This window comes from Streptomyces sp. NPDC058231, assembly GCF_042882275.1.
In the GTDB taxonomy this organism is placed as follows: Bacteria; Actinomycetota; Actinomycetes; order Streptomycetales; family Streptomycetaceae; genus Streptomyces.
On sequence record NZ_JBHVWN010000032.1, the window covers coordinates 1 to 22091 of the forward strand.

18 protein-coding genes are annotated in these 22091 nt (G+C 69.6%); 15 read left to right on the forward strand and 3 right to left on the reverse strand.

Annotated features, from left to right (window positions below; genetic code table 11):
* Positions 1–138: 138 nt before the first annotated feature.
* Positions 139–942, reverse strand: a complete 804-nt coding sequence (locus ACFVXE_RS21395) for a C40 family peptidase (protein ID WP_389673125.1) — start codon at positions 940–942, stop codon at positions 139–141.
* Positions 943–1702: 760 nt separating this feature from the next.
* On the opposite strand from ACFVXE_RS21395, the gene ACFVXE_RS21400 reads away from it, so the two are divergent.
* From ACFVXE_RS21400 to recQ, 15 genes are all read left to right on the forward strand, one after another.
* Positions 1703–2062 carry an NADH-quinone oxidoreductase subunit A gene (locus ACFVXE_RS21400; protein WP_003992243.1) on the forward strand — a complete coding sequence of 120 codons (360 nt, stop codon included), beginning with the start codon at positions 1703–1705 and terminating at the stop codon, positions 2060–2062.
* An 18-nt stretch (positions 2063–2080) separates the two neighbouring features.
* A complete protein-coding gene (locus tag ACFVXE_RS21405) occupies positions 2081–2635 on the forward strand; it encodes an NADH-quinone oxidoreductase subunit B family protein (protein ID WP_030926341.1) in 555 nt (184 codons plus the stop codon).
* Complete coding sequence (locus ACFVXE_RS21410) at positions 2632–3342, forward strand: NADH-quinone oxidoreductase subunit C (RefSeq protein WP_389673127.1); 711 nt, start codon at positions 2632–2634, stop codon at positions 3340–3342. The genes ACFVXE_RS21405 and ACFVXE_RS21410 overlap by 4 nt, the downstream gene beginning before the upstream one ends.
* The gene (locus ACFVXE_RS21415; RefSeq protein ID WP_389673129.1) at positions 3342–4664 is read left to right on the forward strand and encodes an NADH-quinone oxidoreductase subunit D; all 1323 of its coding nucleotides are present in this window, start codon (positions 3342–3344) and stop codon (positions 4662–4664) included. Before ACFVXE_RS21410 ends, ACFVXE_RS21415 begins: the two co-directional genes overlap by 1 nt.
* Before the next feature lie 29 nt (positions 4665–4693).
* The gene (gene nuoE, locus ACFVXE_RS21420; protein ID WP_389673235.1) at positions 4694–5521 is read left to right on the forward strand and encodes an NADH-quinone oxidoreductase subunit NuoE; all 828 of its coding nucleotides are present in this window, start codon (positions 4694–4696) and stop codon (positions 5519–5521) included.
* Complete coding sequence (nuoF, locus tag ACFVXE_RS21425; protein WP_389673131.1) at positions 5521–6900, forward strand: NADH-quinone oxidoreductase subunit NuoF; 1380 nt, start codon at positions 5521–5523, stop codon at positions 6898–6900. Before nuoE ends, nuoF begins: the two co-directional genes overlap by 1 nt.
* A complete protein-coding gene (locus ACFVXE_RS21430; RefSeq protein WP_389673133.1) occupies positions 6897–9428 on the forward strand; it encodes an NADH-quinone oxidoreductase subunit G in 2532 nt (843 codons plus the stop codon). The genes nuoF and ACFVXE_RS21430 overlap by 4 nt, the downstream gene beginning before the upstream one ends.
* On the forward strand, positions 9425–10828 hold the full coding sequence (nuoH, locus tag ACFVXE_RS21435) for an NADH-quinone oxidoreductase subunit NuoH (protein ID WP_389673135.1): 1404 nt from the start codon (positions 9425–9427) through the stop codon (positions 10826–10828). Before ACFVXE_RS21430 ends, nuoH begins: the two co-directional genes overlap by 4 nt.
* Positions 10794–11435, forward strand: a complete 642-nt coding sequence (nuoI, locus tag ACFVXE_RS21440) for an NADH-quinone oxidoreductase subunit NuoI (RefSeq protein ID WP_389673136.1) — start codon at positions 10794–10796, stop codon at positions 11433–11435. The genes nuoH and nuoI overlap by 35 nt, the downstream gene beginning before the upstream one ends.
* Positions 11432–12259 (forward strand): NADH-quinone oxidoreductase subunit J, encoded by an 828-nt coding sequence (locus ACFVXE_RS21445; protein WP_389673138.1) that lies wholly within the window; start codon positions 11432–11434, stop codon positions 12257–12259. Before nuoI ends, ACFVXE_RS21445 begins: the two co-directional genes overlap by 4 nt.
* Positions 12256–12555, forward strand: a complete 300-nt coding sequence (gene nuoK / locus ACFVXE_RS21450) for an NADH-quinone oxidoreductase subunit NuoK (protein ID WP_024493678.1) — start codon at positions 12256–12258, stop codon at positions 12553–12555. Before ACFVXE_RS21445 ends, nuoK begins: the two co-directional genes overlap by 4 nt.
* 14 nt (positions 12556–12569) lie before the next feature.
* The gene (nuoL, locus tag ACFVXE_RS21455; RefSeq protein ID WP_389673140.1) at positions 12570–14465 is read left to right on the forward strand and encodes an NADH-quinone oxidoreductase subunit L; all 1896 of its coding nucleotides are present in this window, start codon (positions 12570–12572) and stop codon (positions 14463–14465) included.
* Positions 14466–14470: 5 nt separating this feature from the next.
* The gene (locus tag ACFVXE_RS21460) at positions 14471–16042 is read left to right on the forward strand and encodes an NADH-quinone oxidoreductase subunit M (RefSeq protein WP_389673142.1); all 1572 of its coding nucleotides are present in this window, start codon (positions 14471–14473) and stop codon (positions 16040–16042) included.
* The gene (gene nuoN, locus ACFVXE_RS21465; RefSeq protein ID WP_389673143.1) at positions 16039–17703 is read left to right on the forward strand and encodes an NADH-quinone oxidoreductase subunit NuoN; all 1665 of its coding nucleotides are present in this window, start codon (positions 16039–16041) and stop codon (positions 17701–17703) included. Before ACFVXE_RS21460 ends, nuoN begins: the two co-directional genes overlap by 4 nt.
* A gap of 239 nt (positions 17704–17942) precedes the next feature.
* Positions 17943–19940: a DNA helicase RecQ gene (gene recQ / locus ACFVXE_RS21470; protein ID WP_389673144.1), complete on the forward strand. Its 1998-nt coding sequence runs from the start codon at positions 17943–17945 to the stop codon at positions 19938–19940.
* 58 nt (positions 19941–19998) lie between these two features.
* Here the strand turns inward: recQ and ACFVXE_RS21475 are convergent, their stop codons facing one another.
* Positions 19999–20685: a GPP34 family phosphoprotein gene (locus ACFVXE_RS21475; protein ID WP_389673146.1), complete on the reverse strand. Its 687-nt coding sequence runs from the start codon at positions 20683–20685 to the stop codon at positions 19999–20001.
* Positions 20682–21911, reverse strand: a complete 1230-nt coding sequence (gene fahA, locus ACFVXE_RS21480; RefSeq protein ID WP_389673148.1) for a fumarylacetoacetase — start codon at positions 21909–21911, stop codon at positions 20682–20684. The genes ACFVXE_RS21475 and fahA overlap by 4 nt, the downstream gene beginning before the upstream one ends.
* Between the last annotated feature and the right edge of the window lie 180 nt (positions 21912–22091).

A 22091-nucleotide genomic window follows, 5' to 3' on the forward strand; every position in this document is an offset into this window, starting at 1 on the left:
GGGGGGGCCCCGCCCCCCCCAAACGGCGGGGGCCCCCAACCCCCCCGCGGGGGGGGCCCCCCCCCCCTTCGACGTCTTCACACGCGCTTGTGAATCAGAGAACGCAGCCTCTCCGGACGACCCGGAGACCTGGCGAACTCAGAGAACGCGGACCGCGCCCGACGGCGGGTCGTAGCTCAGCGGACGCAGCACCACACCGGTGCTGGAGTTCTGCGCGCCGACGAACTGGCCGCCGCCCACGTAGACCCCCACGTGGTACGCGGAGCCCGCGCCGCCCCAGTACAGGATGTCGCCGGGCTGGAGGTTGCTCAGGGAGACCTGGGTGCCCGCGGTCGACTGGTCCTGCGAGACGCGCGGCAGGTCGACGCCGACGGAGCGGAACGCGGCCTGGACCAGCCCGGAGCAGTCCCACGAGTTGGGGCCGGTGCCGCCGGACACGTACGCGTCGCCGACCTGCGCCTTGACGAAGGCGATGACGGACGCGGCGGAGCCGGTCGCGCTCGACGCCACCGAGGCGGCGGAGCTGGTCGCGCTCAGCGTCGTACGGGCGGCGGAGCGGGAGGCACGCGCGGCGGCCTCGGCCTTGGCCTTGGCGGCTGCCTCGGCCTTCTTCTTGGCCTCGGCCTTCCTTACGGCCTCGGCCTTGGCCTTGCCGGCGGCCTTGGCAGCGGTGGCGGCAGCGGCGTCCTCGTGGGCCTGCGTCTCCAGGTCGAGGGCGACCTGCTGCGTGGCCTGGGCGGACGCGGCGACGGTGGTGGAGAGCCCGGAGGTGAGCGTGGGCATCTCGATGGTCTGGGTCACCGGCTCGGCCTGGGCCGGGCCGGCGGCGCCTGCGACCGCGATGGTGCTGAGGACGCCACCGGCAACTCCGGCCCGCAGCGCCGTCTTAGGGGCGCTTCGGCGGGGCTTCCGGTGGCTGGGTATGTGAGCGGTGTGGGACATGAGTACTAGCGCTATCAGGGCCTCCGGGGTCCCTTCAAGAAACGTGTGTTGCGACACAGTTACGTTCGGAATCTGTGAATCCGCTTTCTGGCGGCCCTTATTGACGCCGTAACGGGCAAAACGGGCACCCCCGAATACCGCTGTGATCACGGGCTTTCAGTATTTCGCCCGAATTGCCCGTCGCTTACCATCCGTTCACACCGATGGCCAAGCCCGCTTTAGTTGAAGAGCAAGTGGAGTGACGCAGGTCACAGCATGTTCGTTACGTGGTGGGCATACGAGCGGCTCGCGCGTGAGGCGGCACCGGTGGCGCGGCGGGATTCCATTCGTCCTGAAGATCGTGAATGTTCGCACGCGTCCACTTCGCTCCGCGCGGGCCCCTCGGGCGGGTGACCCCGGAATGGGGCGGATTCTCTTATCACTCCCAGGCCATCCATTGCCAATTTGCCTGTCGAGGCGTCTGATTGTTAGAGGAGCATCGCTTTGACCAGCAACAACAACACCAGATGTCACGTCTCGTGAGCGCGCGGCCGCTTTGCGTACGAAGATCACTCCTCATCCGGCTTCATGATCCTTCGCCTGGTGGTGGAGATCACAAAGTCGGTGTAGTACCCCGTGTCGCAGATCACAGGACGGCGGGCATAGGATGCGGGGCAGTCGGGCTTGTGAACTGCCTCACATGTGCACGATCTTGGTGAGGTGGCGAGCCGGTCGCCCGATGCGGTCCAACGGTCAAGGACGACTGGAAGGAGCGAGGAGCGTGAATGCCTACGCGCCCATCCTCGTGCTCGGCGCCCTCGGGGCAGGGTTTGCGATCTTCTCCGTGGTCATGGCCACGCTAATCGGCCCGAAGCGGTACAACCGAGCAAAGCTCGAAGCGTATGAGTGCGGTATCGAACCCACCCCCACTCCAGCCGGAGGCGGCCGCTTCCCCATCAAGTACTACCTGACGGCGATGCTCTTCATCGTCTTCGACATCGAGATCGTCTTCCTCTATCCCTGGGCGGTCACCTTCGACGCCCTGGGGATCTTCGGGCTCGTGGAGATGCTGCTCTTCGTGCTCACCGTCTTCGTCGCCTACGCGTATGTATGGCGTCGCGGCGGCCTGGAATGGGACTGAGGGGCTGAGGGGCACACCATGGGACTCGAAGAGAAGCTGCCCAGCGGCTTCGTGCTGACCACTGTCGAGCAGGCCGCCGGCTGGGTGCGGAAATCCTCCGTCTTCCCGGCCACCTTCGGCCTCGCCTGCTGCGCCATCGAGATGATGACGACCGGAGCCGGACGCTACGACCTGGCCCGTTTCGGGATGGAGGTCTTCCGCGGATCGCCGCGGCAGGCGGATCTGATGATCGTGGCAGGACGGGTCAGCCAGAAGATGGCGCCCGTCCTGCGGCAGGTCTACGACCAGATGCCCAACCCCAAGTGGGTTATTTCCATGGGGGTTTGTGCGTCATCGGGTGGAATGTTCAACAATTACGCCATTGTGCAGGGTGTTGATCATATTGTTCCGGTCGATATCTATTTGCCGGGGTGCCCGCCGCGCCCCGAGATGCTGATGGACGCCATTCTCAAGCTCCACCAGAAGATCCAGGGCTCCAAGCTCGGGGTCAACGCGGAGGAGGCCGCCCGCGAGGCGGAGGACGCGGCGCTCAAGGCGCTCCCCCTGATCGAGATGAAGGGGCTGCTGCGGTGAGCGACGAACAGAACAACAACGGCGTACCCGCCCCGCGCGACCAGAGCGGCGAGGTCATCGGCGTACGCAGGGGCATGTTCGGCGCCGGCAACGGTGGCGACACCTCCGGCTACGGCGGCCTCGTCCGCACGGTGACGCTGCCGGGCGCCACGTCCCGGCCGTACGGCGGCTGGTTCGACGAGGTGGCCGACGAGCTCGAAGGGGCCCTGGAGGAGCAGGACCTGCTTCCCGGGAACGCCATCGAGAAGACCGTCGTCGACCGCGGCGAGCTCACCTTCCACATCGCCCGCGAGCATCTGGTCCAGGTCGCGCGGACGCTCCGCGACGACCCGGCCCTGCGCTTCGAGCTCTGCACGGGGGTCAGCGGCGTCCACTTCCTCGGTGACAAGGGACGCGAGCTGCACGCCGTCTACCACCTGCGGTCGCTCACCCACGGCCGGCTGATCCGGCTGGAGGTCTCGGCCCCGGACAGCGATCCGCACATTCCGTCGCTCGTCGCGGTGTACCCGACCAACGACTGGCACGAGCGCGAGGCGTACGACTTCTTCGGGCTCGTCTTCGACGGGCACCCGGCCCTCACCAGGATCATGATGCCGGACGACTGGCAGGGCTTCCCGCAGCGCAAGGACTATCCGCTCGGTGGCATCGCCGTCGAGTACAAGGGCGCCCAGATCCCGGCTCCGGACCAGCGGAGGTCGTACTCCTGATGTCTACTCCACATGCAACGCCGCGGGCCACGACCGAGGGGACTGTATATACAGTCACCGGCGGCGACTGGGACGAGGTCGTCGAGTCGGCGGTCAAGTCCGACGACGAGCGCATCATCGTCAACATGGGCCCCCAGCACCCGTCCACGCACGGCGTGCTGCGGCTGATCCTGGAGATCGACGGCGAGACCGTCACCGAGGCCCGCTGCGGCATCGGCTACCTCCACACCGGCATCGAGAAGAACCTCGAATTCCGTAACTGGACCCAGGGCACCACGTTCGTCACGCGCATGGATTACCTGACGCCGTTCTTCAACGAGACGGCGTACTGCCTGGGCGTCGAGAAGCTCCTCGGCATCGAGGACCAGATCCCCGACCGGGCGAGCGTCCTGCGCGTCCTGCTGATGGAGCTCAACCGGATCTCCTCGCACCTGGTGTGCATCGCCACCGGCGGCATGGAGCTCGGCGCCACCACGATCATGATCTACGGGTTCCGCGATCGTGAACTGGTTCTCGATCTCTTCGAGCTGATCACCGGGCTCCGGATGAACCACGCGTTCGTCCGGCCCGGCGGACTCGCCCAGGACCTGCCCCCGGGCGCGGTCGACCAGCTGCGCGAGTTCGTGAAGACCATGAAGAAGAACCTGCCGGAGTACGACAAGCTCGCCACCGGCAACCCCATCTTCAAGGCCCGCATGCAGGACGTCGGCTATCTCGACCTGACCGGCTGCATGGCGCTGGGCGCCACCGGCCCGATCCTGCGCTCCGCCGGACTCCCGCACGACCTGCGCAGGACGGACCCCTACTGCGGGTACGAGAACTACGAGTTCGACGTCCCCACCGCCGACAGCTGCGACGCCTACGGCCGCTTCCTCGTCCGTCTGGAGGAGATGCGCCAGTCGCTGCGGATCATCGAGCAGTGCATCGACCGGCTCGCCCCGGGACCGGTGATGGTCGCCGACAAGAAGATCGCCTGGCCCGCGCAGCTCGCGCTCGGACCGGACGGACTCGGCAACTCGCTCGACCACATCAAGAAGATCATGGGCACCTCCATGGAGGCCCTGATCCACCACTTCAAGCTGGTGACCGAGGGCTTCCGGGTCCCGGCCGGCCAGGCGTACACCGCCGTCGAGTCGCCCAAGGGCGAGCTCGGCGTGCATGTCGTCTCGGACGGCGGAACCCGTCCCTACCGGGTCCACTTCCGTGACCCGTCCTTCACCAATCTGCAGGCCATGGCGGCGATGTGCGAGGGCGGCCAGGTCGCCGACGTCATCGTCGCCGTCGCGTCCATCGACCCCGTGATGGGAGGCGTCGACCGGTGACCGAAACACGTCAGGAAGTCAGTCTGGGGATGCCGCAGCTCCCCGCCCCCGCCTACCCGGCCGAGGTGCGCGCCAGGCTCGAAGCGGATGCGAAGGAGGTGATCGCCCGCTACCCCGGCAGCCGCTCCGCGCTGCTGCCGCTGCTGCACCTGGTGCAGTCGGAGGAGGGGTACGTCTCGCGCACGGGCATGGCGTTCTGCGCCGAACTGCTCGGCCTCACCACCGCCGAGGTCACCGCGGTCGCCACCTTCTACTCGATGTACCGGCGCAGGCCGAGCGGCGACTACCAGGTCGGCGTCTGCACCAACACGCTCTGCGCGGTGATGGGCGGCGACGCCATCTTCGACCGGCTGAAGCAGCACCTCGGCGTCGGCAACAACGAGACGACCGAGGACGGCAAGGTCACCCTCGAACACATCGAGTGCAACGCGGCCTGCGACTTCGCCCCCGTCGTGATGATCAACTGGGAGTTCTTCGACAACCAGACGCCCGAGAGCGCGACACAGCTCGTCGACGACCTGATCGCCGGGCGCACCGTCGAACCCACCCGCGGTGCTCCGCTCTGTTCGTACAAGGAGACCGCCCGGATCCTGGCCGGCTTCCCCGACCAGCGCCCCGGCGCCGTCGAGGCCACCGGTGGCGCCGGCCCCGCCTCGCTCGTCGGCCTCCGGTTGGCGAAGGGCGAGGAGCTGCACCCGAAGGTCGTCGCTCCCCGAGGCGAGGCAGCCCGCGCGGAAGCTCCGCAGGACCGTCCGCAGCCGGGTGCCGAGCACCTCAGCTCCCATGACGCACCGCAGCAGACCTCTGCATCCGACCCGGACCACCCGGCCGGTCCCGCAGCTGAGGAGGGGGAGTGATGACGTTGGCAGCCGAAATCAACGACGGGGGCGGCAACGGCGGCGGGGACAGCCCCGAGAAGCTGCTCTCGCCCGTGCTCTCCGCCTTCTGGGACGAGCCCGAGTCCTGGACCCTGGACACCTACAAGAGGCACGGCGGTTACGAGGGCCTGCGCAAGGCCCTCGCGATGTCGCCGGACGACCTCATCGCGTACGTCAAGGACTCCGGACTGCGCGGCCGCGGCGGCGCCGGCTTCCCCACCGGCATGAAGTGGCAGTTCATCCCGCAGGGCGACGGCAAGCCGCACTACCTGGTGGTCAACGCCGACGAGTCGGAGCCCGGCACCTGCAAGGACATCCCGCTCCTCTTCGCCAACCCGCACAGCCTGATCGAAGGCATCGTGATCGCCTGCTACGCGATCCGCTCCTCGCACGCCTTCATCTACCTGCGCGGCGAAGTCGTGCCCGTACTGCGACGTCTGCACGAGGCCGTGCGCGAGGCGTACGAGGCGGGCTACCTCGGGACGAGCGTCCTGGGCTCGGGGCTCGACCTGGAGCTCACCGTGCACGCGGGCGCGGGCGCGTACATCTGCGGTGAGGAGACCGCACTGCTCGACTCGCTCGAAGGACGACGCGGCCAGCCACGGCTGCGGCCGCCCTTCCCCGCGGTCGCCGGTCTGTACGCCTGCCCCACGGTGGTGAACAACGTCGAGTCCATCGCGTCGGTTCCCGCGATCCTCAACAAGGGCAAGGACTGGTTCAAGTCGATGGGCAGCGAGAAGTCCCCGGGCTTCACGCTCTACTCGCTCAGCGGACATGTCGCCAGTCCCGGCCAGTACGAGGCGCCGCTCGGCATCACGCTCCGCCAGCTGCTCGGCATGAGCGGCGGCATGCGCCCCGGCCACCGGCTGAAGTTCTGGACCCCGGGTGGCTCCTCCACCCCGATGTTCACCGACGAGCACCTCGACGTGCCGCTCGACTACGAGGGCGTCGGCGCCGCCGGTTCCATGCTCGGCACCAAGGCGCTCCAGTGCTTCGACGAGACGACCTGCGTGGTGCGGGCCGTCACCCGCTGGACCGAGTTCTACGCCCATGAGTCCTGCGGCAAGTGCACGCCATGCCGTGAGGGCACCTACTGGCTCGTCCAGCTGCTCCGCGACATCGAGGCCGGCAAGGGACAGATGGCCGACCTCGACAAGCTGAACGACATCGCCGACAACATCAACGGCAAGTCCTTCTGCGCCCTCGGCGACGGCGCCGCCTCGCCGATCTTCTCCTCACTGAAGTACTTCCGCGAGGAGTACGAGCGGCACATCACCGGCAAGGGCTGCCCCTTCGATCCCGCCAAGTCGACCGCCTGGGCCGACGACAAGAACGCTCACCAGGAGGTGAACGCATGACAGTCACCACAAGTGCGCCCTCCGGGGGCGGCGAGGCCGCCGTTCCGCCCGAGGACCTCGTCACGCTGACGATCGACGGCATCGAGATCAGCGTCCCCAAGGGGACCCTGGTCATCCGCGCCGCCGAACTCCTCGGGATCGAGATCCCGCGCTTCTGCGACCACCCGCTCCTCGATCCGGCAGGCGCCTGCCGCCAGTGCATCGTCGAGGTCGAGGGCCAGCGCAAGCCGATGGCGTCCTGCACCATCACCTGCACCGACGGCATGGTCGTCAAGTCGCAGCTCACCTCGCCGGTCGCCGACAAGGCGCAGCGCGGGGTGATGGAGCTGCTGCTCATCAACCACCCGCTGGACTGCCCGGTCTGCGACAAGGGCGGCGAGTGCCCGCTGCAGAACCAGGCGATGTCGCACGGCGACCCGGATTCCCGGTTCGACGGCAGGAAGCGGACGTACGAGAAGCCCGTCCCGATCTCCACCCAGGTGCTGCTGGACCGGGAGCGATGCGTGCTCTGCGCGCGCTGCACCCGGTTCTCCAACCAGGTGGCCGGTGACCCGATGATCGAGCTGATCGAGCGCGGCGCGCTCCAGCAGGTCGGCACGGGTGAGGGCGACCCGTTCCAGTCGTACTTCTCCGGGAACACCATCCAGATCTGCCCGGTCGGCGCGCTGACCTCGGCGGCGTACCGGTTCCGCTCCCGCCCCTTCGACCTGGTGTCGTCGCCCTCGGTGTGCGAGCACTGCGCGGGCGGCTGCGCCACCCGTACCGACCACCGGCGCGGCAAGGTCATGCGGCGCCTGGCCGCCGACGACCCCGAGGTCAACGAGGAGTGGGTCTGCGACAAGGGCCGATTCGGCTTCCGTTACGCGCAGCAGCGGGACCGGCTCACCACCCCGCTGGTGCGGAACGCGGACGGGGTCCTCGAAGCGGCGAGCTGGCCCGAGGCGCTGGAGGCGGCGGCCGCAGGGCTCGCCGCCGCACGCGGCCGGACCGGTGTCCTCACCGGCGGCCGGCTGACCGTCGAGGACGCGTACGCGTACAGCAAGTTCGCCCGGGTCGCCCTCGACACGAACGACATCGACTTCCGGGCCCGGGTGCACAGCGGCGAGGAGGCCGACTTCCTGGCCGCCCGCGTCGCCGGTCGCGGACGCGACCTGGACGGCAGCGGGGTCACCTACACCTCGCTGGAGAAGGCCGCGACCGTGCTGCTGGTCGGCTTCGAGTCCGAGGAGGAGGCGCCCGGCGTCTTCCTGCGGCTGCGCAAGGCCAACCGCAGGCACGGCCAGCGCACCTTCGCCGTCGCCTCGCACGCCACCCGCGGCCTCACGAAGGCGGGCGGCACGCTGCTGCCCGCCGCGCCCGGCACCGAGACCGAGTGGCTCGACGCCATCGCGGGCGGGGTCGGACTCGACGGCGACGGAGCCGCGGCGGCCGAGGCGCTGCGCGGCGAGGGCGCCGTGATCGTGGTGGGTGAACGGCTGGCCGGAGTGCCTGGCGGACTGACCGCCGCGGTGCGCGCGGCGACCGCGACCGGCTCCCGGCTGGTGTGGATCCCGCGCCGGGCCGGCGAGCGCGGCGCGGTGGAGGCGGGCGCGCTCCCGTCGCTGCTGCCGGGCGGCCGCCCGGCCACCGACCCGCGGGCCAGGGACGAGGTGGCGGCGGTATGGGGCGTCGGTGAACTCCCCGCCCGGTTCGGCCGCGACACCGGCCAGATCATCGAGGGCGCGGCCACCGGTGAACTGGGCGCGCTGCTCGTCGCCGGCGTGGAGACCGCCGACCTGCCGGACCCGGCCCGCGCCCTGGAGGCGCTGGACCGGGTCGGTTTCCTGGTCTCGTTGGAGCTGCGGCCCAGCGAGGTCACCGAGCGGGCCGACGTGGTCTTCCCGGTCGCCGCGGTGGCCGAGAAGCCCGGCACCTTCCTCAACTGGGAGGGCAGGGCCCGGATGTTCGAGGCGGCGCTGAAGCCCGAGCAGATGACCCGGACGCTCGCCCCGGCCGACGCCCGGGTGCTGCACATGCTGGCCGACGCGCTGGCCTCCACCGGCGGCGCCGACGGCCCCGGTCGCATCGCGCTGCCGGACCTGAAGTCCGTACGCCGTGAGCTGGACCGGCTCGGCGGCTGGACCGGCACCCACGCCACCGACCCGCACGAATCGGCGCAGCCGCTGCCCAGGCCCGGCGACGGCGAGGCGGTCCTCGCGGGCCACCGGATGCTGCTCGACCGGGGACGGCTCCAGGAGGGCGACGAGGCGCTGGCCGGCACCCGGCACGCCGCGGTCGCCCGGCTCTCCGCCGTCACCGCCGCCGAGACGGGGGTGAAGGACGGCGACCTGCTTGCCGTCACCGGACCGTCCGGCAGCGTCGAACTCCCGCTGCAGGTGACGGACATGCCTGACCGGGTGGTCTGGGTGCCGCTGAACTCCGTCGGGCGGGGCGTACCGGCCGACACCGGCGCCCACCCCGGCGGTCTGGTCCGGATCGGCCCCGCCGCACCGGGTACTCCCGACGTCACACCGGAGGTGCGAGCGTGACTGCCCTCGTTCAACTGGCCGCGGCACCCGACCGTGCCGTACTCGCCGCCGAGGATCTGTCGATGTTCGGCACCGACCCCTGGTGGCTCGTCGTCGTCAAGGCGGTGTTCTGCTTCGCGTTCCTGATGGTGACCGTGCTCTTCTCCATCGTGTGGGAGCGCAAGGTCGTCGCCTGGATGCAGCTGCGGATCGGCCCCAACCGGCACGGCCCCTGGGGCATGCTCCAGTCGCTCGCCGACGGCATCAAGCTGATGCTGAAGGAAGACCTCGTCGTCAAGCGGGCGGACAAGGTCGTCTACATCCTCGCCCCGATCGTCGCCGCGGTACCGGCGTTCATGGCGATCGCCGTGATCCCGTTCGGGCCGTCCGGCAACGAGGTCTCGATCTTCGGCCACCGCACGGCGATGCAGCTCACCGACCTGCCGATCGCGATGCTCTACATCCTCGCGGTCGCCTCGGTCGGGATCTACGGCATCGTGCTGGCGGGCTGGTCCTCCGGGTCGACGTACCCGCTCCTGGGCGGACTGCGCTCCTGCGCCCAGATGATCTCGTACGAGATCGCGATGGGCGCCGCGTTCGCCTCCGTCTTCCTCTACTCCGGGTCGATGTCGACCTCGAAGATCGTGGAAGCCCAGCACGACCGCTGGTTCATCCTGCTGCTGCCGGTCTCGTTCATCATCTACATCATCACGATGGTCGGCGAGACCAACCGCGCGCCGTTCGACATGCCGGAGTCCGAGGGCGACCTGGTCGGCGGCTTCAACACCGAGTACTCGTCGATCAAGTTCGCGATGTTCATGCTCGCCGAGTACGTCAACATGGTCACCGTCTCCGCCGTCTCCACGACGCTGTTCCTGGGCGGCTGGCGCGCACCCTGGCCGATCAGCACCTTCTGGGAGGGCGCGAACCACGGCTGGTGGCCGATGCTCTGGTTCGTCGTCAAGGTCCAGCTGCTGCTGTTCTTCTTCATCTGGCTGCGCGGCACGCTGCCCCGCGTCCGCTACGACCAGCTGATGAAGCTCGGCTGGAAGGTCCTGATCCCGGTCTCCGTGCTCTGGCTGATGCTCGTCGCGACCGTGCGGGCACTGCGCAACGAGGGTTACGACTTCTCGAAGATCGTGCTGTACGTGGCGGGGGCCGTGGTCGCCGTCCTGCTGATCTCCTTCGTCGCCGACCTCTTCCGGGACCGCTCGGCCAAGGCGGCCGAGGAGGACGCCGGACCCGGTCCGGAGTTCGACCCGATGGCGGGCGGATTCCCGGTGCCGCCGCTGCCCGGACAGACCCTGCCACCGGTACCGCGACGCAGGCCGCGGCACGACCGGGAGCTCGTTGTCAGTGGCGGGCCGGATACTCAGAGTGACGGAAATGCGAGTGACGGAAAGGAGGCTGACAGTGTCTGAGCCATCGGAGTCCACCGGGGACAAGTTCCAGAATCCTGTGGCCGGCTTCGGCGTGACCTTCAAGGCCATGTTCCGGAAGCGGCTGACCGAGCAGTACCCGGAACAGCAGAAGGTGACGGCGCCGCGCTTCCACGGCAGGCACCAGCTCAACCGTCACCCCGACGGCCTGGAGAAGTGCGTCGGCTGCGAGCTGTGCGCCTGGGCCTGTCCCGCCGACGCCATCTATGTGGAGGGCGCGGACAACACCGACGAGGAACGTTACTCCCCGGGCGAGCGGTACGGCCGCGTCTACCAGATCAACTACGCGCGCTGCATTCTCTGCGGACTGTGCATCGAGGCCTGCCCGACCCGGGCGCTGACGATGACCAATGAGTTCGAGCTCGCCAACACCACCCGCGAGAGCCTCATCTACACCAAGGACGAGCTGCTCGCGGGTCTGGACGAGGGCATGGTCGACACCCCGCACGCGATCTTCCCGGGCATGGACGAACAGGACTACTACCGGGGGCTGGTGACCGAGGTGGCGCCCGGAACGCAGCGTCAGGTCGCGACCTCCAAGGGCGAGTCCAAGGAGCAGGCGGCCAAGGACGAGGAGGTGGACGCATGACCGGCCTGGCCGCAGCGGCCTCCACCACGTCGACCGGCGAGGCCGTCCAGTTCTGGGTGCTCGGCACGGTCGCCGTGATCGGCGCGCTCTCCACCGTACTGATGAAGAAGGCCGTGCACAGCGCGCTCAGCCTCGCCGGGACGATGATCATCCTGGCGGTCTTCTACCTGGCCAACGGCGCCTACTTCCTCGGCGTCGTCCAGATCGTCGTCTACACCGGCGCGATCATGATGCTGTTCCTCTTCGTGGTCATGCTCGTCGGTGTCACGGCGGCGGACTCGCTGACGGAGACCATCAAGGGCCAGCGCTGGCTGGCCGCGGGATGTGGACTCGGCTTCGGTGTCCTGCTGATCGCGGGCATCGGCAACGCGTCGCTGAACAGTTTCAACGGACTCGGCAACGCCAACGCCGCGCACGGCGGAAACGTCGAGGGGCTCGCCAGCCTCATCTTCACGAAGTACGTCTTCGCCTTCGAGATCACCGGCGCCCTGCTGATCACGGCGACGGTCGGCGCGATGGTGCTCACCCACCGGGAGCGCACCGAGCGCGCCAAGACCCAGCGGGAGATGTCCGAGGAGCGCGTACGCGGAAAGCACCTGCCGCCGCTGCCCGCACCCGGTGTCTACGCCCGGCACAACGCCGTGGACATCGCCGGTCTGCTCCCGGACGGCACCCCGTCCGAGCTCACCGTCATGCAGACGCTGCGGCAACGCGGCCAGATCCGCGACGTGTCGAACGAGTCGCTGGACGCCCTCAAGGCGCTGGAGCAGCGCTCCGAGGAACGGCTCGGCCGTGACCAGGACGAAGAGGAGGTCGCCAAGTGAATCCGGTCAACTACCTCTATCTCGCCGCCCTGTTGTTCACCATCGGCGCGTCCGGGGTGCTGATCAGGCGAAACGCGATCGTGGTGTTCATGTGCGTGGAGCTGATGCTCAACGCCTGCAACCTCGCGTTCGTCACCTTCTCCCGGATGCACGGCAACCTCGACGGCCAGATCATCGCCTTCTTCACGATGGTCGTCGCAGCCGCCGAGGTCGTGGTCGGGCTCGCGATCATCGTGTCGCTGTTCCGTTCCCGCCACTCGGCCTCGGTCGACGACGCCAGCCTGATGAAGCTGTAAGGGGACGCTGAATCGTGGACAACCTCATTGCGCTGCTCGTCGCGGCGCCCCTGCTCGGAGCGGCCGTCCTGCTCTGCGGCGGCCGGCGGCTCGACCGCGCCGGCCACTGGCTCGGCACGCTGCTCGCCGCCGCCTCGTTCGTCATCGGCGTGGTGCTCTTCCTCGACATGCTCGGCAAGGGCGCCGAGGACCGGGCGATGCACCAGAAGCTGTTCAGCTGGATCCCGGTCGAGGGCTTCCAGGCCGACGTGGCCTTCCAGCTCGACCAGCTCTCGATGACGTTCGTGCTGCTGATCACCGGTGTGGGCACCCTGATCCACATCTACTCGATCGGCTACATGGAGCACGACGAGCGCAGGCGCCGCTTCTTCGGCTATCTCAACCTGTTCCTCGCGGCGATGATCCTGCTGGTCATCGCCGACAACTACCTGCTGCTGTACGTCGGGTGGGAGGGCGTCGGTCTGGCGTCGTACCTGCTGATCGGCTTCTGGCAGCACAAGCCCAGTGCGGCCACCGCCGCCAAGAAGGCCTTCCTGGTCAACCGGGTCGGCGACATGGGCCTGTCGATCGCGATCATGCTGATGTTCACCACCTTCGGGACGTTCGCCTTCGGTCCCGTCCTGGCGGCGACCGGGGAGACCGGCGAGGGCAAGCTGACGGCGATCGGCCTGATGCTGCTGCTCGCCGCCTGCGGCAAGTCGGCGCAGGTGCCGCTGCAGTCCTGGCTCGGTGACGCGATGGAGGGCCCGACCCCGGTCTCGGCCCTCATCCACGCCGCCACCATGGTGACCGCGGGCGTCTACCTGATCGTCCGCTCCGGCGCCGTCTTCAACGCCGCCCCCGACGCCCAGACGGTCGTCGTGGTCGTCGGCGGGGTCACGCTCCTCTTCGGTGCGATCGTCGGTTGCGCGAAGGACGACATCAAGAAGGCCCTCGCCGGGTCGACGATGTCGCAGATCGGCTACATGATCCTGGCCGCCGGGCTCGGCCCGATCGGCTACGTCTTCGCGATCATGCACCTGGTGACGCACGGCTTCTTCAAGGCCGGGCTCTTCCTCGGTGCCGGTTCGGTCATGCACGGCATGAACGACGAGGTCGACATGCGGAAGTTCGGCGGCCTGCGGTCGTACATGCCGGTCACCTTCGTCACCTTCGGCCTCGGCTATCTGGCGATCATCGGCTTCCCCGGCCTCTCCGGCTTCTTCTCCAAGGACAAGATCATCGAGGCGGCGTTCGCCAAGGGCGGCACCGAGGGCTGGATCCTCGGAGCCGTCACGCTGCTGGGCGCCGCGATCACCGCGTTCTACATGACGCGCGTGATGCTGCTGACGTTCTTCGGCGAGAAGCGCTGGCAGCCGGACGCGGAGGGCCATCGGCCGCATCCGCACGAGTCCCCGAAGTCGATGACCATCCCCATGATCATCCTGGCGTTCGGTTCGGTCTTCGCCGGAGGCTTCTTCTCCATCGGCGACCGTTTCCTGAACTGGCTGGAACCCGTCACCGGTCACAGCCACGGGGACTCGCCCGTCAGCGCCATGACGGTCACCGCCGCCACCATGGTGGTGCTCGTCATCGGCGTCGCCATCGCCTGGGCGATGTACGGGCGCGGACCGGTGCCGGTCGTCGCGCCGCGCGGTTCGCTGCTCACCCGGGCCGCGCGCCGCGATCTCCTCCAGGACGACTTCAACCACGTGGTCCTGGTCCGCGGCGGCGAGCACCTCACCCGCTCCCTGGTGTACGTCGACCACACCCTGGTCGACGGCGTCGTCAACGGTACGGCCGCGTCGATGGGCGGGCTCTCCGGCCGGCTGCGCAAGCTGCAGAACGGCTACGCCCGCTCCTACGCGGTCTCGATGTTCGGCGGTACGGCGGTTCTCATCGCCGCGACCCTGCTGATGAGGGCGGTCTGATCACCATGTCCTTTCCCCTCCTGACAGCGACGGCGGCGCTCCCGGCGATCGGTGCGGTCGCCACCGCCGCCGTCCCGGCCGCCCGGCGCACCGCCGCCAAGTGGCTGGCGCTGCTCTTCTCGCTGGCCACTCTCGTGCTGGCGGGCATCGCGCTCGCCCGCTTCGAGCCCGGCGGCGCCCGCTACCAGCTCACCGAATCGCACGCCTGGATCAAGGACTTCGGCGTCCGGTACGAACTGGGCGTGGACGGCATCGGGCTGGCGCTCATGGCGCTCACCGCCCTGCTCATCCCGTTCGTCATCCTGGCCGGCTGGCACGACGCCGACCCGCTGGAGACGAAGTCCTCGCGCTGGCGCCCCACCCAGGGGTTCTTCGCCCTGATCCTGATGGTCGAAGCGATGGTGATCCTCTCCTTCGAGGCCACCGACGTCTTCCTCTTCTACATCCTCTTCGAAGCCATGCTCATCCCGATGTACTTCCTCATCGGCGGCTTCGGGGACCGGGCGCACTCCGGCAGCGACGAGAACGCGGCGGCGCAACGCTCGTACGCCGCCGTCAAGTTCCTGCTCTACAACCTGGTCGGCGGCCTGATCATGCTGGCCGCCGTCATCGGTCTGTACGTCGTCGCGGGAACGTTCTCGCTCTCGGAGATCGCCGAGGCCCGGGCGTCCGGCTCGCTCTCCATGGCGACCGGCACCGAACGCTGGCTGTTCCTCGGGTTCTTCTTCGCCTTCGCGGTGAAGGCCCCGCTCTGGCCGCTGCACACCTGGCTGCCCAACGCCATGGGCGAGGCGACCTCCCCGGTCGCCGTCCTGATCACCGCGGTCGTCGACAAGGTCGGCACGTTCGCGATGCTCCGCTTCTGCCTCCAGCTGTTCCCGGAGGCCAGCAAGTGGGCGACGCCGGTGATCCTGGTCCTGGCGCTGATCAGCATCGTGTACGGGGCGCTGCTCGCCGTCGGCCAGCGAGACATCAAGCGCCTGATCGCCTACGCGTCGATCTCGCACTTCGGCTTCATCATCCTGGGCATCTTCGCGATGACCAGCCAGGGCCAGTCGGGCGCCACGCTCTACATGGTCAACCACGGCATCTCGACGGCCGCGCTGATGCTGGTGGCGGGCTTCCTCATCACCCGGCGCGGCTCGCGGCTCATCGCCGACTACGGCGGGGTGCAGAAGGTGGCGCCGGTCCTGGCCGGGACGTTCCTGATCGGCGGACTGGCGACCCTCTCGCTGCCGGGGCTCTCCCCGTTCGTCAGTGAATTCCTGGTCCTGGTCGGCACGTTCAGCGCGTACCCGGTGGCCGGCATCGTCGCCACCTCCGGCATCGTGCTCGCCGCGCTCTACGTCCTGGTCCTCTATCAGCGGACGATGACGGGCCCGGTGAAGGCCGCGGTCGGCGGGATGGCCGACCTCAAGGCCCGGGAGCTGGTGGTGGTCCTCCCGCTGATCGCGCTGCTGATCTTCCTGGGTGTCTATCCGAAACCGCTGACGGAGATCGTCAACCCGGCGGTGCAGCACACCATGTCGGACGTCCAGAAGAAGGACCCCCAGCCTGAGGTGGAGGCCGCCAAGTGAGCGCAACAGCTGTCCACAGCCTGTGGACAATGGCGGGCGGGGTGACATCGGCCGCCCCGGAGGAGAAGTTCAAGGCACCGGTCATCGAATACGCCCAGCTGACCCCGGTTCTCATTGTGATCGGTGTCGCCGTGGTGGGCGTACTCGTCGAGGCCTTCGTGCCGCGCCGGGCCCGCTACTACACGCAGGTGTTCCTGACCGTCGTCGCTCTCGCCGCGGCATTCGCAGCGGTCATCGGCCTCGCGGCCGGTGGGTACGGCACGACGAAGGCGCACATCGCCGCGATGGGCGCCGTCGCCGTCGACGGACCCGCCCTCTTCCTGCAGGGCATCATCCTGCTGACGTCGCTGGTCGCCGTATTCACCTTCGCCGAGCGGCGGCTCGACCCCACGTCGCACGGCAACCGCGTCGACTCGTTCGCCGCGCAGGCCGCCTCGGTCCCCGGCAGCGAGAGCGAGCAGGCCGCGGTCAAAGCGGGCTTCACCACCACCGAGGTCTTCCCGCTGGTCCTCTTCTCGGTGGCGGGAATGCTCGTCTTCCCCGCGGCCAACGACCTGCTGACGCTCTTCGTGGCCCTGGAGGTCTTCTCCCTCCCGCTCTACCTGCTCTGTGCGGTCGCCCGCCGCAAGCGGCTGATGTCGCAGGAGTCGGCGGTGAAGTACTTCCTGCTCGGCGCCTTCTCGTCGGCGATCCTGCTCTTCGGGATCGCCCTGCTGTACGGGTACGCGGGCTCCGTCTCGTACGGGAGCATCGCCGACGTGGTCGACGGCTCCGTCACCCAGATCGACCCGGCGCTCGCCGACACCATGGGCAACGACGCGCTGCTGCTGATCGGCGGCGCGATGATCCTGACCGGTCTGCTCTTCAAGGTCGGCGCCGTCCCGTTCCACATGTGGACCCCGGACGTCTACCAGGGCGCCCCGACCCCGGTCACCGGCTTCATGGCCGCGGCCACCAAGGTCGCCGCGTTCGGTGCGCTGCTGCGCCTGCTCTACGTGGTGCTGCCGGGGCTCAGCTGGGACTGGCGCCCGGTCATGTGGGCTGTCGCGATCGTCACGATGCTGGGCGGCGCGATCGTCGCGATCACCCAGACCGACATCAAGCGGCTGCTGGCGTACTCGTCCATCGCCCACGCCGGGTTCATCCTCGCCGGTGTCATCGCGACCACCCCGAGCGGTATCTCGTCGGTGCTCTTCTACCTGGGTGCGTACTCCTTCGTGACGGTCGGCGCGTTCGCCGTCGTCACACTGGTGCGCGACGCGGGCGGCGAGGCGACGCACCTGTCGAAGTGGGCGGGGCTCGGCCGGCGCTCGCCGCTGGTCGCCGCGGTCTTCGCGGTGTACCTGCTGGCCTTCGCCGGTATCCCGCTGACCTCCGGCTTCGCCGGAAAGTTCGCCGTCTTCAAGGCGGCGGCCGAGGGCGGCGCGGGCGGTCTGGTCGTGGTCGGTGTGATCTCGTCCGCGATCGCCGCGTTCTTCTACATCCGGGTCATCGTGCTGATGTTCTTCAGCGAGCCGAAGGCGGACGGCCCGACAGTCGCCGTCCCGTCCCCGCTGACGATGACCACGATCGCGGTCGGTGTCGCTGTCACGCTGGTGCTGGGCCTGGCCCCGCAGTACTTCCTGGACCTGGCGAGCCAGGCGGGAGTGTTCGTGCGCTGACCCGCAACGGCCACCGGGCTCCGGTGGCCGTTGCGCCCCCGATCGCCGGGCGGGCCCGATTCCGGGTCCGCCCGGCGATCGGCGTTTCCGGCGCCGGCGGCGACGCGGGCCGGGGCGCGGGCTGCTCCGGAGCGGCGGGCACCGCGTATGTCAAGCGTGGCGGGGGTTGTCACCGGCGGCGCTTATCGTGGCAGGGGACGGCGCAGGACAGAACGGGACGGACCCCGGGGGACAGAGCGATGAGCGGGACAGGCGGGACCATGGTGACCGAGAGCACCGAGAGCGAGGCGCGGCAGACGCTGCGCCGCGTCTTCGGGTACGAGACGTTCCGCGGCGAGCAGGAAGCGGTCGTCGACCATGTGGTGGCGGGTGGCGACGCCGTCGTCCTGATGCCGACCGGAGGCGGGAAGTCCCTCTGCTACCAGCTCCCGGCCCTGGTCAGACCCGGTACGGGCATTGTCGTCTCCCCGCTGATCGCGCTCATGCAGGACCAGGTCGACGCGTTGCGGGCGCTCGGTGTGCGCGCCGGGTTCATCAACTCCACGCAGGACTTCGACGAGCGCCGGGTGATGGAGGCCGCGTTCCTCGCCGGCGAGCTCGACCTGCTGTACCTGGCGCCGGAACGGCTCCGCCTGGACTCCACCCTCAGCCTGCTCGCCCGCGGCACGATCTCCGTCTTCGCCATCGACGAGGCGCACTGCGTCGCCCAGTGGGGCCACGACTTCCGGCCGGACTACCTGGCCCTCTCCGTGCTGGGCGAGCGCTGGCCCGACGTGCCGCGGATCGCCCTTACGGCCACGGCGACCAACGCGACGCACCAGGAGATCACCCAGCGCCTCGGCATGCCCGACGCGAAGCACTTCGTCGCCAGCTTCGACCGCCCCAACATCCAGTACCGGATCGTGGCGAAGTCCGACCCGAAGAAGCAGCTCCTCTCCTTCCTGAAGGAGGAGCACGCCGGGGACGTCGGCATCGTCTACTGCCTGTCGCGGAACTCGACGGAGAAGACCGCCGAGTACCTCTGCCGCAACGGCATCGAGGCCGTCCCGTACCACGCCGGTCTGGACGCCGCGACGCGTGCGCGTCACCAGGCGAGGTTCCTGCGCGAGGACGGCCTGATCGTCGTCGCGACGATCGCGTTCGGCATGGGCATCGACAAGCCGGACGTCCGGTTCGTCGCCCACCTCGACCTGCCGAAGTCGGTCGAGGGCTACTACCAGGAGACCGGCCGCGCGGGCCGCGACGGGCTGCCGTCCACGGCCTGGATGGCGTACGGGCTCCAGGACGTCGTGCAGCAGCGGAAGCTGATCCAGGGCGGCGAGGGCGACGAGGCGTTCCGCCGCCGCGCGGCCGCCCATCTCGACGCCATGCTCGCCCTGTGCGAGACCGCCGACTGCCGCCGGGCCCGGCTGCTCACCTACTTCGGCCAGGAGCCGCAGGCGGCGTCCTGCGGCAACTGCGACACCTGCCTCACCCCGGCCGAGACCTGGGACGGCACGGTGGCCGCGCAGAAGCTGCTGTCCACCGTGGTCCGGCTGAAGCGGGAACGCGGCCAGAAGTTCGGCGCGGGCCAGATCATCGACATCCTGCTGGGCCGCAAGACCGCGAAGGTCATCCAGTTCGACCACGACCAGTTGTCGGTCTTCGGCATCGGCGAGGAGCTGGCCGAGGCCGAATGGCGGGGCGTGGTGCGGCAGTTGCTGGCCCAGGGACTGCTGGGCGTCGAGGGCGAGTACGGCACGCTGGTGCTGACGGAGCTGAGCGGCTCGGTGCTCGGCCGTGAGCGCGAGGTGCGGCTGCGCAAGGAAGCCGCCAAGCCCGCGTCGCGGTCCTCGAAGGGGGAACGGAAGGCGAAGAGCTCGGCGGCCGTCGCCGAACTGGCCCCGGAGGCGGTGCCCGTCTTCGAGGCGCTGCGGGCCTGGCGCGGCGCCCAGGCGAAGGAGCAGGGCGTCCCGGCGTACGTCATCTTCCACGACGCGACCCTGCGCGAGATCGCCACGCTGCGCCCGTCCACCCTGGGCGAGCTCGGCTCCGTCGGCGGACTGGGCGAGAAGAAGCTGGTCACGTACGGGGAGGGGGTGCTGGAGGTGCTCGCCGCACTGGACGGTACGGGCGCCGAGGGCGCCGAAGTGCCGAACGCGCGCCCCGCACCCGCACCCGCGTCTCCGGCGGCTCCTGTGGTCCCCGACGCCGACCCGGAGTTCGGCTGGGACGAGGAACCGCCCGAGTACGAGTGAGCGCCGGGCCGGAGGCGGGCGACCGTCCTCGTGCCGCCCCGCCCGGCCCGGCCCCGCGTCAGTCGCTGCCGCCGCCGCTGCTGCTCGCACCGCTCCGGCCGCCGAGCATGCCGCCGCTCCGGTTGGCCTTGTCCTGGCGGACGTTCTGGCGCACCGCGTAGGCGGTCCACTCCTCGCGGACCAGCTCACGCAGGGCCGCGCGTGCCCTCCAACCGCCCTGCACCACCGCGTTCGACAGGTCGACCGCCGAGACCAGCGCGCCCAGCGTGCGGCTGCGCGGATCGGGGAAGCCGGCCGCCGCGGCGGCCGCGAAGCGTTCCCGGACCGCCACCGGCAGCTCAGGCGCCGCGGCCGGGTGACGGTGGTACGGCAGCAGGCCCAGGAATCGGTGGGTCTCGCGGCGCAGCACCGCGCGCCCCACCAGTTGCTCCAGGCACATGGGGCCGATCTGCCGGCCGGCGTGCCGGATCCACCCCTTCGTTCCGACGCCGCCCCGGCGCCCGCCCTTGTCGGGCGCGGGCAGGCTGTCCAGGACCGGCGCCAGCAGCGGATCAGGCACAGCCAGCGGGTCGATCACCCTGATCCGGCCGTACTCCTCGCAGACCCTGCCCAGGAGTTCGAGCTCCGCGAGCGCGGCGCCCGCCATGCCGTACTCCAGGAAGCGGCTCCTGCAGTAGGGCTTTCCACGCGGGTCCAGCGCGAGCAGCAGCAGTTCCTCGGGGAGGGTGAGCTCCGGCACCGTCATGGCGCGGGCACGATCCGTCCCGTCACCTCGCCGAGACCCACCCGGGTGCCGTCCGGGCCCGGCGCCCAGGCCGTCAGCGTCACCGTGTCGCCGTCCTCCAGGAACGTCCGCTTCCCGTCGGGGAGCTCCAGCGGCTCGCTGCCGTTCCAGGTGAGTTCGAGGAGCGAACCGCGCTGCCCGGGCTCGGCGCCGCTGACCGTGCCCGAGCCGTACAGGTCGCCGGTACGGAGCGACGCGCCGTTCACCGTCATGTGCGCCAGCATCTGGGCAGCCGTCCAGTACATGGAGGCGAACGGCGGCTCGGCGACCGGGTGTCCGTTGATCGCGACGGAGATCCGCAGATCGAAGCCGCCGGGCTGCTCCTCGTCCCTGTCCTCCAGGTACGGGAGGAGCGGGAAGTCGCGGGCGGGCGGGGCGACGCGGGCCGCGTCGAGGGCTTCGAGCGGTGTCACCCACGCCGACACGGACGTGGCGAAGGACTTGCCCAGGAACGGGCCCAGCGGGACGTACTCCCACGCCTGGATGTCCCGCGCCGACCAGTCGTTGAGCAGCGAGAGGCCGAAGACATGCTCGCGGAAGTCGCCGAGCGCGACCGGCCGGCCCTGTTCCGAGCCCACCCCCACCAGGAACCCGACCTCGGCCTCGATGTCCAGCTTGACCGAGGGCCCGAAGACCGGGGCCGCGTCGGACGGCGCCTTGCGCTGGCCCGAGGGGCGCACCACATCGGTGCCGGAGACGACGACGGTGCCGGACCGGCCGTGGTAGCCGATCGGGAGATGCTTCCAGTTGGGCGTCAGCGCCTCGCCGTCCGGACGGAAGATCCTGCCGACATTGGTGGCGTGGTTCTCGCTCGCGTAGAAGTCGACGTAGTCCGCGACCCGGTACGGCAGATGAAGGGTCACCGACTCGACGGGGTGCAGCAGCGGCTCGATGTCCGGGCGGTGTGCCGGGACCGTCACCCATGCGGTCAGCGCACGCCGGACGTCCCGCCAGGCGGTCCGGCCGGCCGACAGCAGCGCGGTCAGGTCGGGCCGGGCGAGGAGCTGCGCGTACGGCGAGCCGAGCGCGTGCGCCGCGGCTCCGGCGTCCAGCACGTGGTTGCCGATGCGGACGCCGATCCGTCGGTCCTCGGGGTGGCCGGGGGTGGAGAACACACCGTACGGAAGGTTGTGCGGGCCGAAGGGATCGCCCTCGGCCAGATCGAGCGGGCTGCTCTGCTCGGGCATCTGTTGCTGCCTCGCTTTCCAGGTCGCTTGGGGGACACGTTACGGGGGTGCCGCAACCCCTCGGCAGTGCCCCAACCAGGTGCTGCCCGGCCGGTCTTCACGGACCCGGGAGGGCCGGCACAGCGCGTCGCCGCGTCGCCGGAATCCTCCGCGCGCGTCCCGTACGAGGAAGATCGTCCG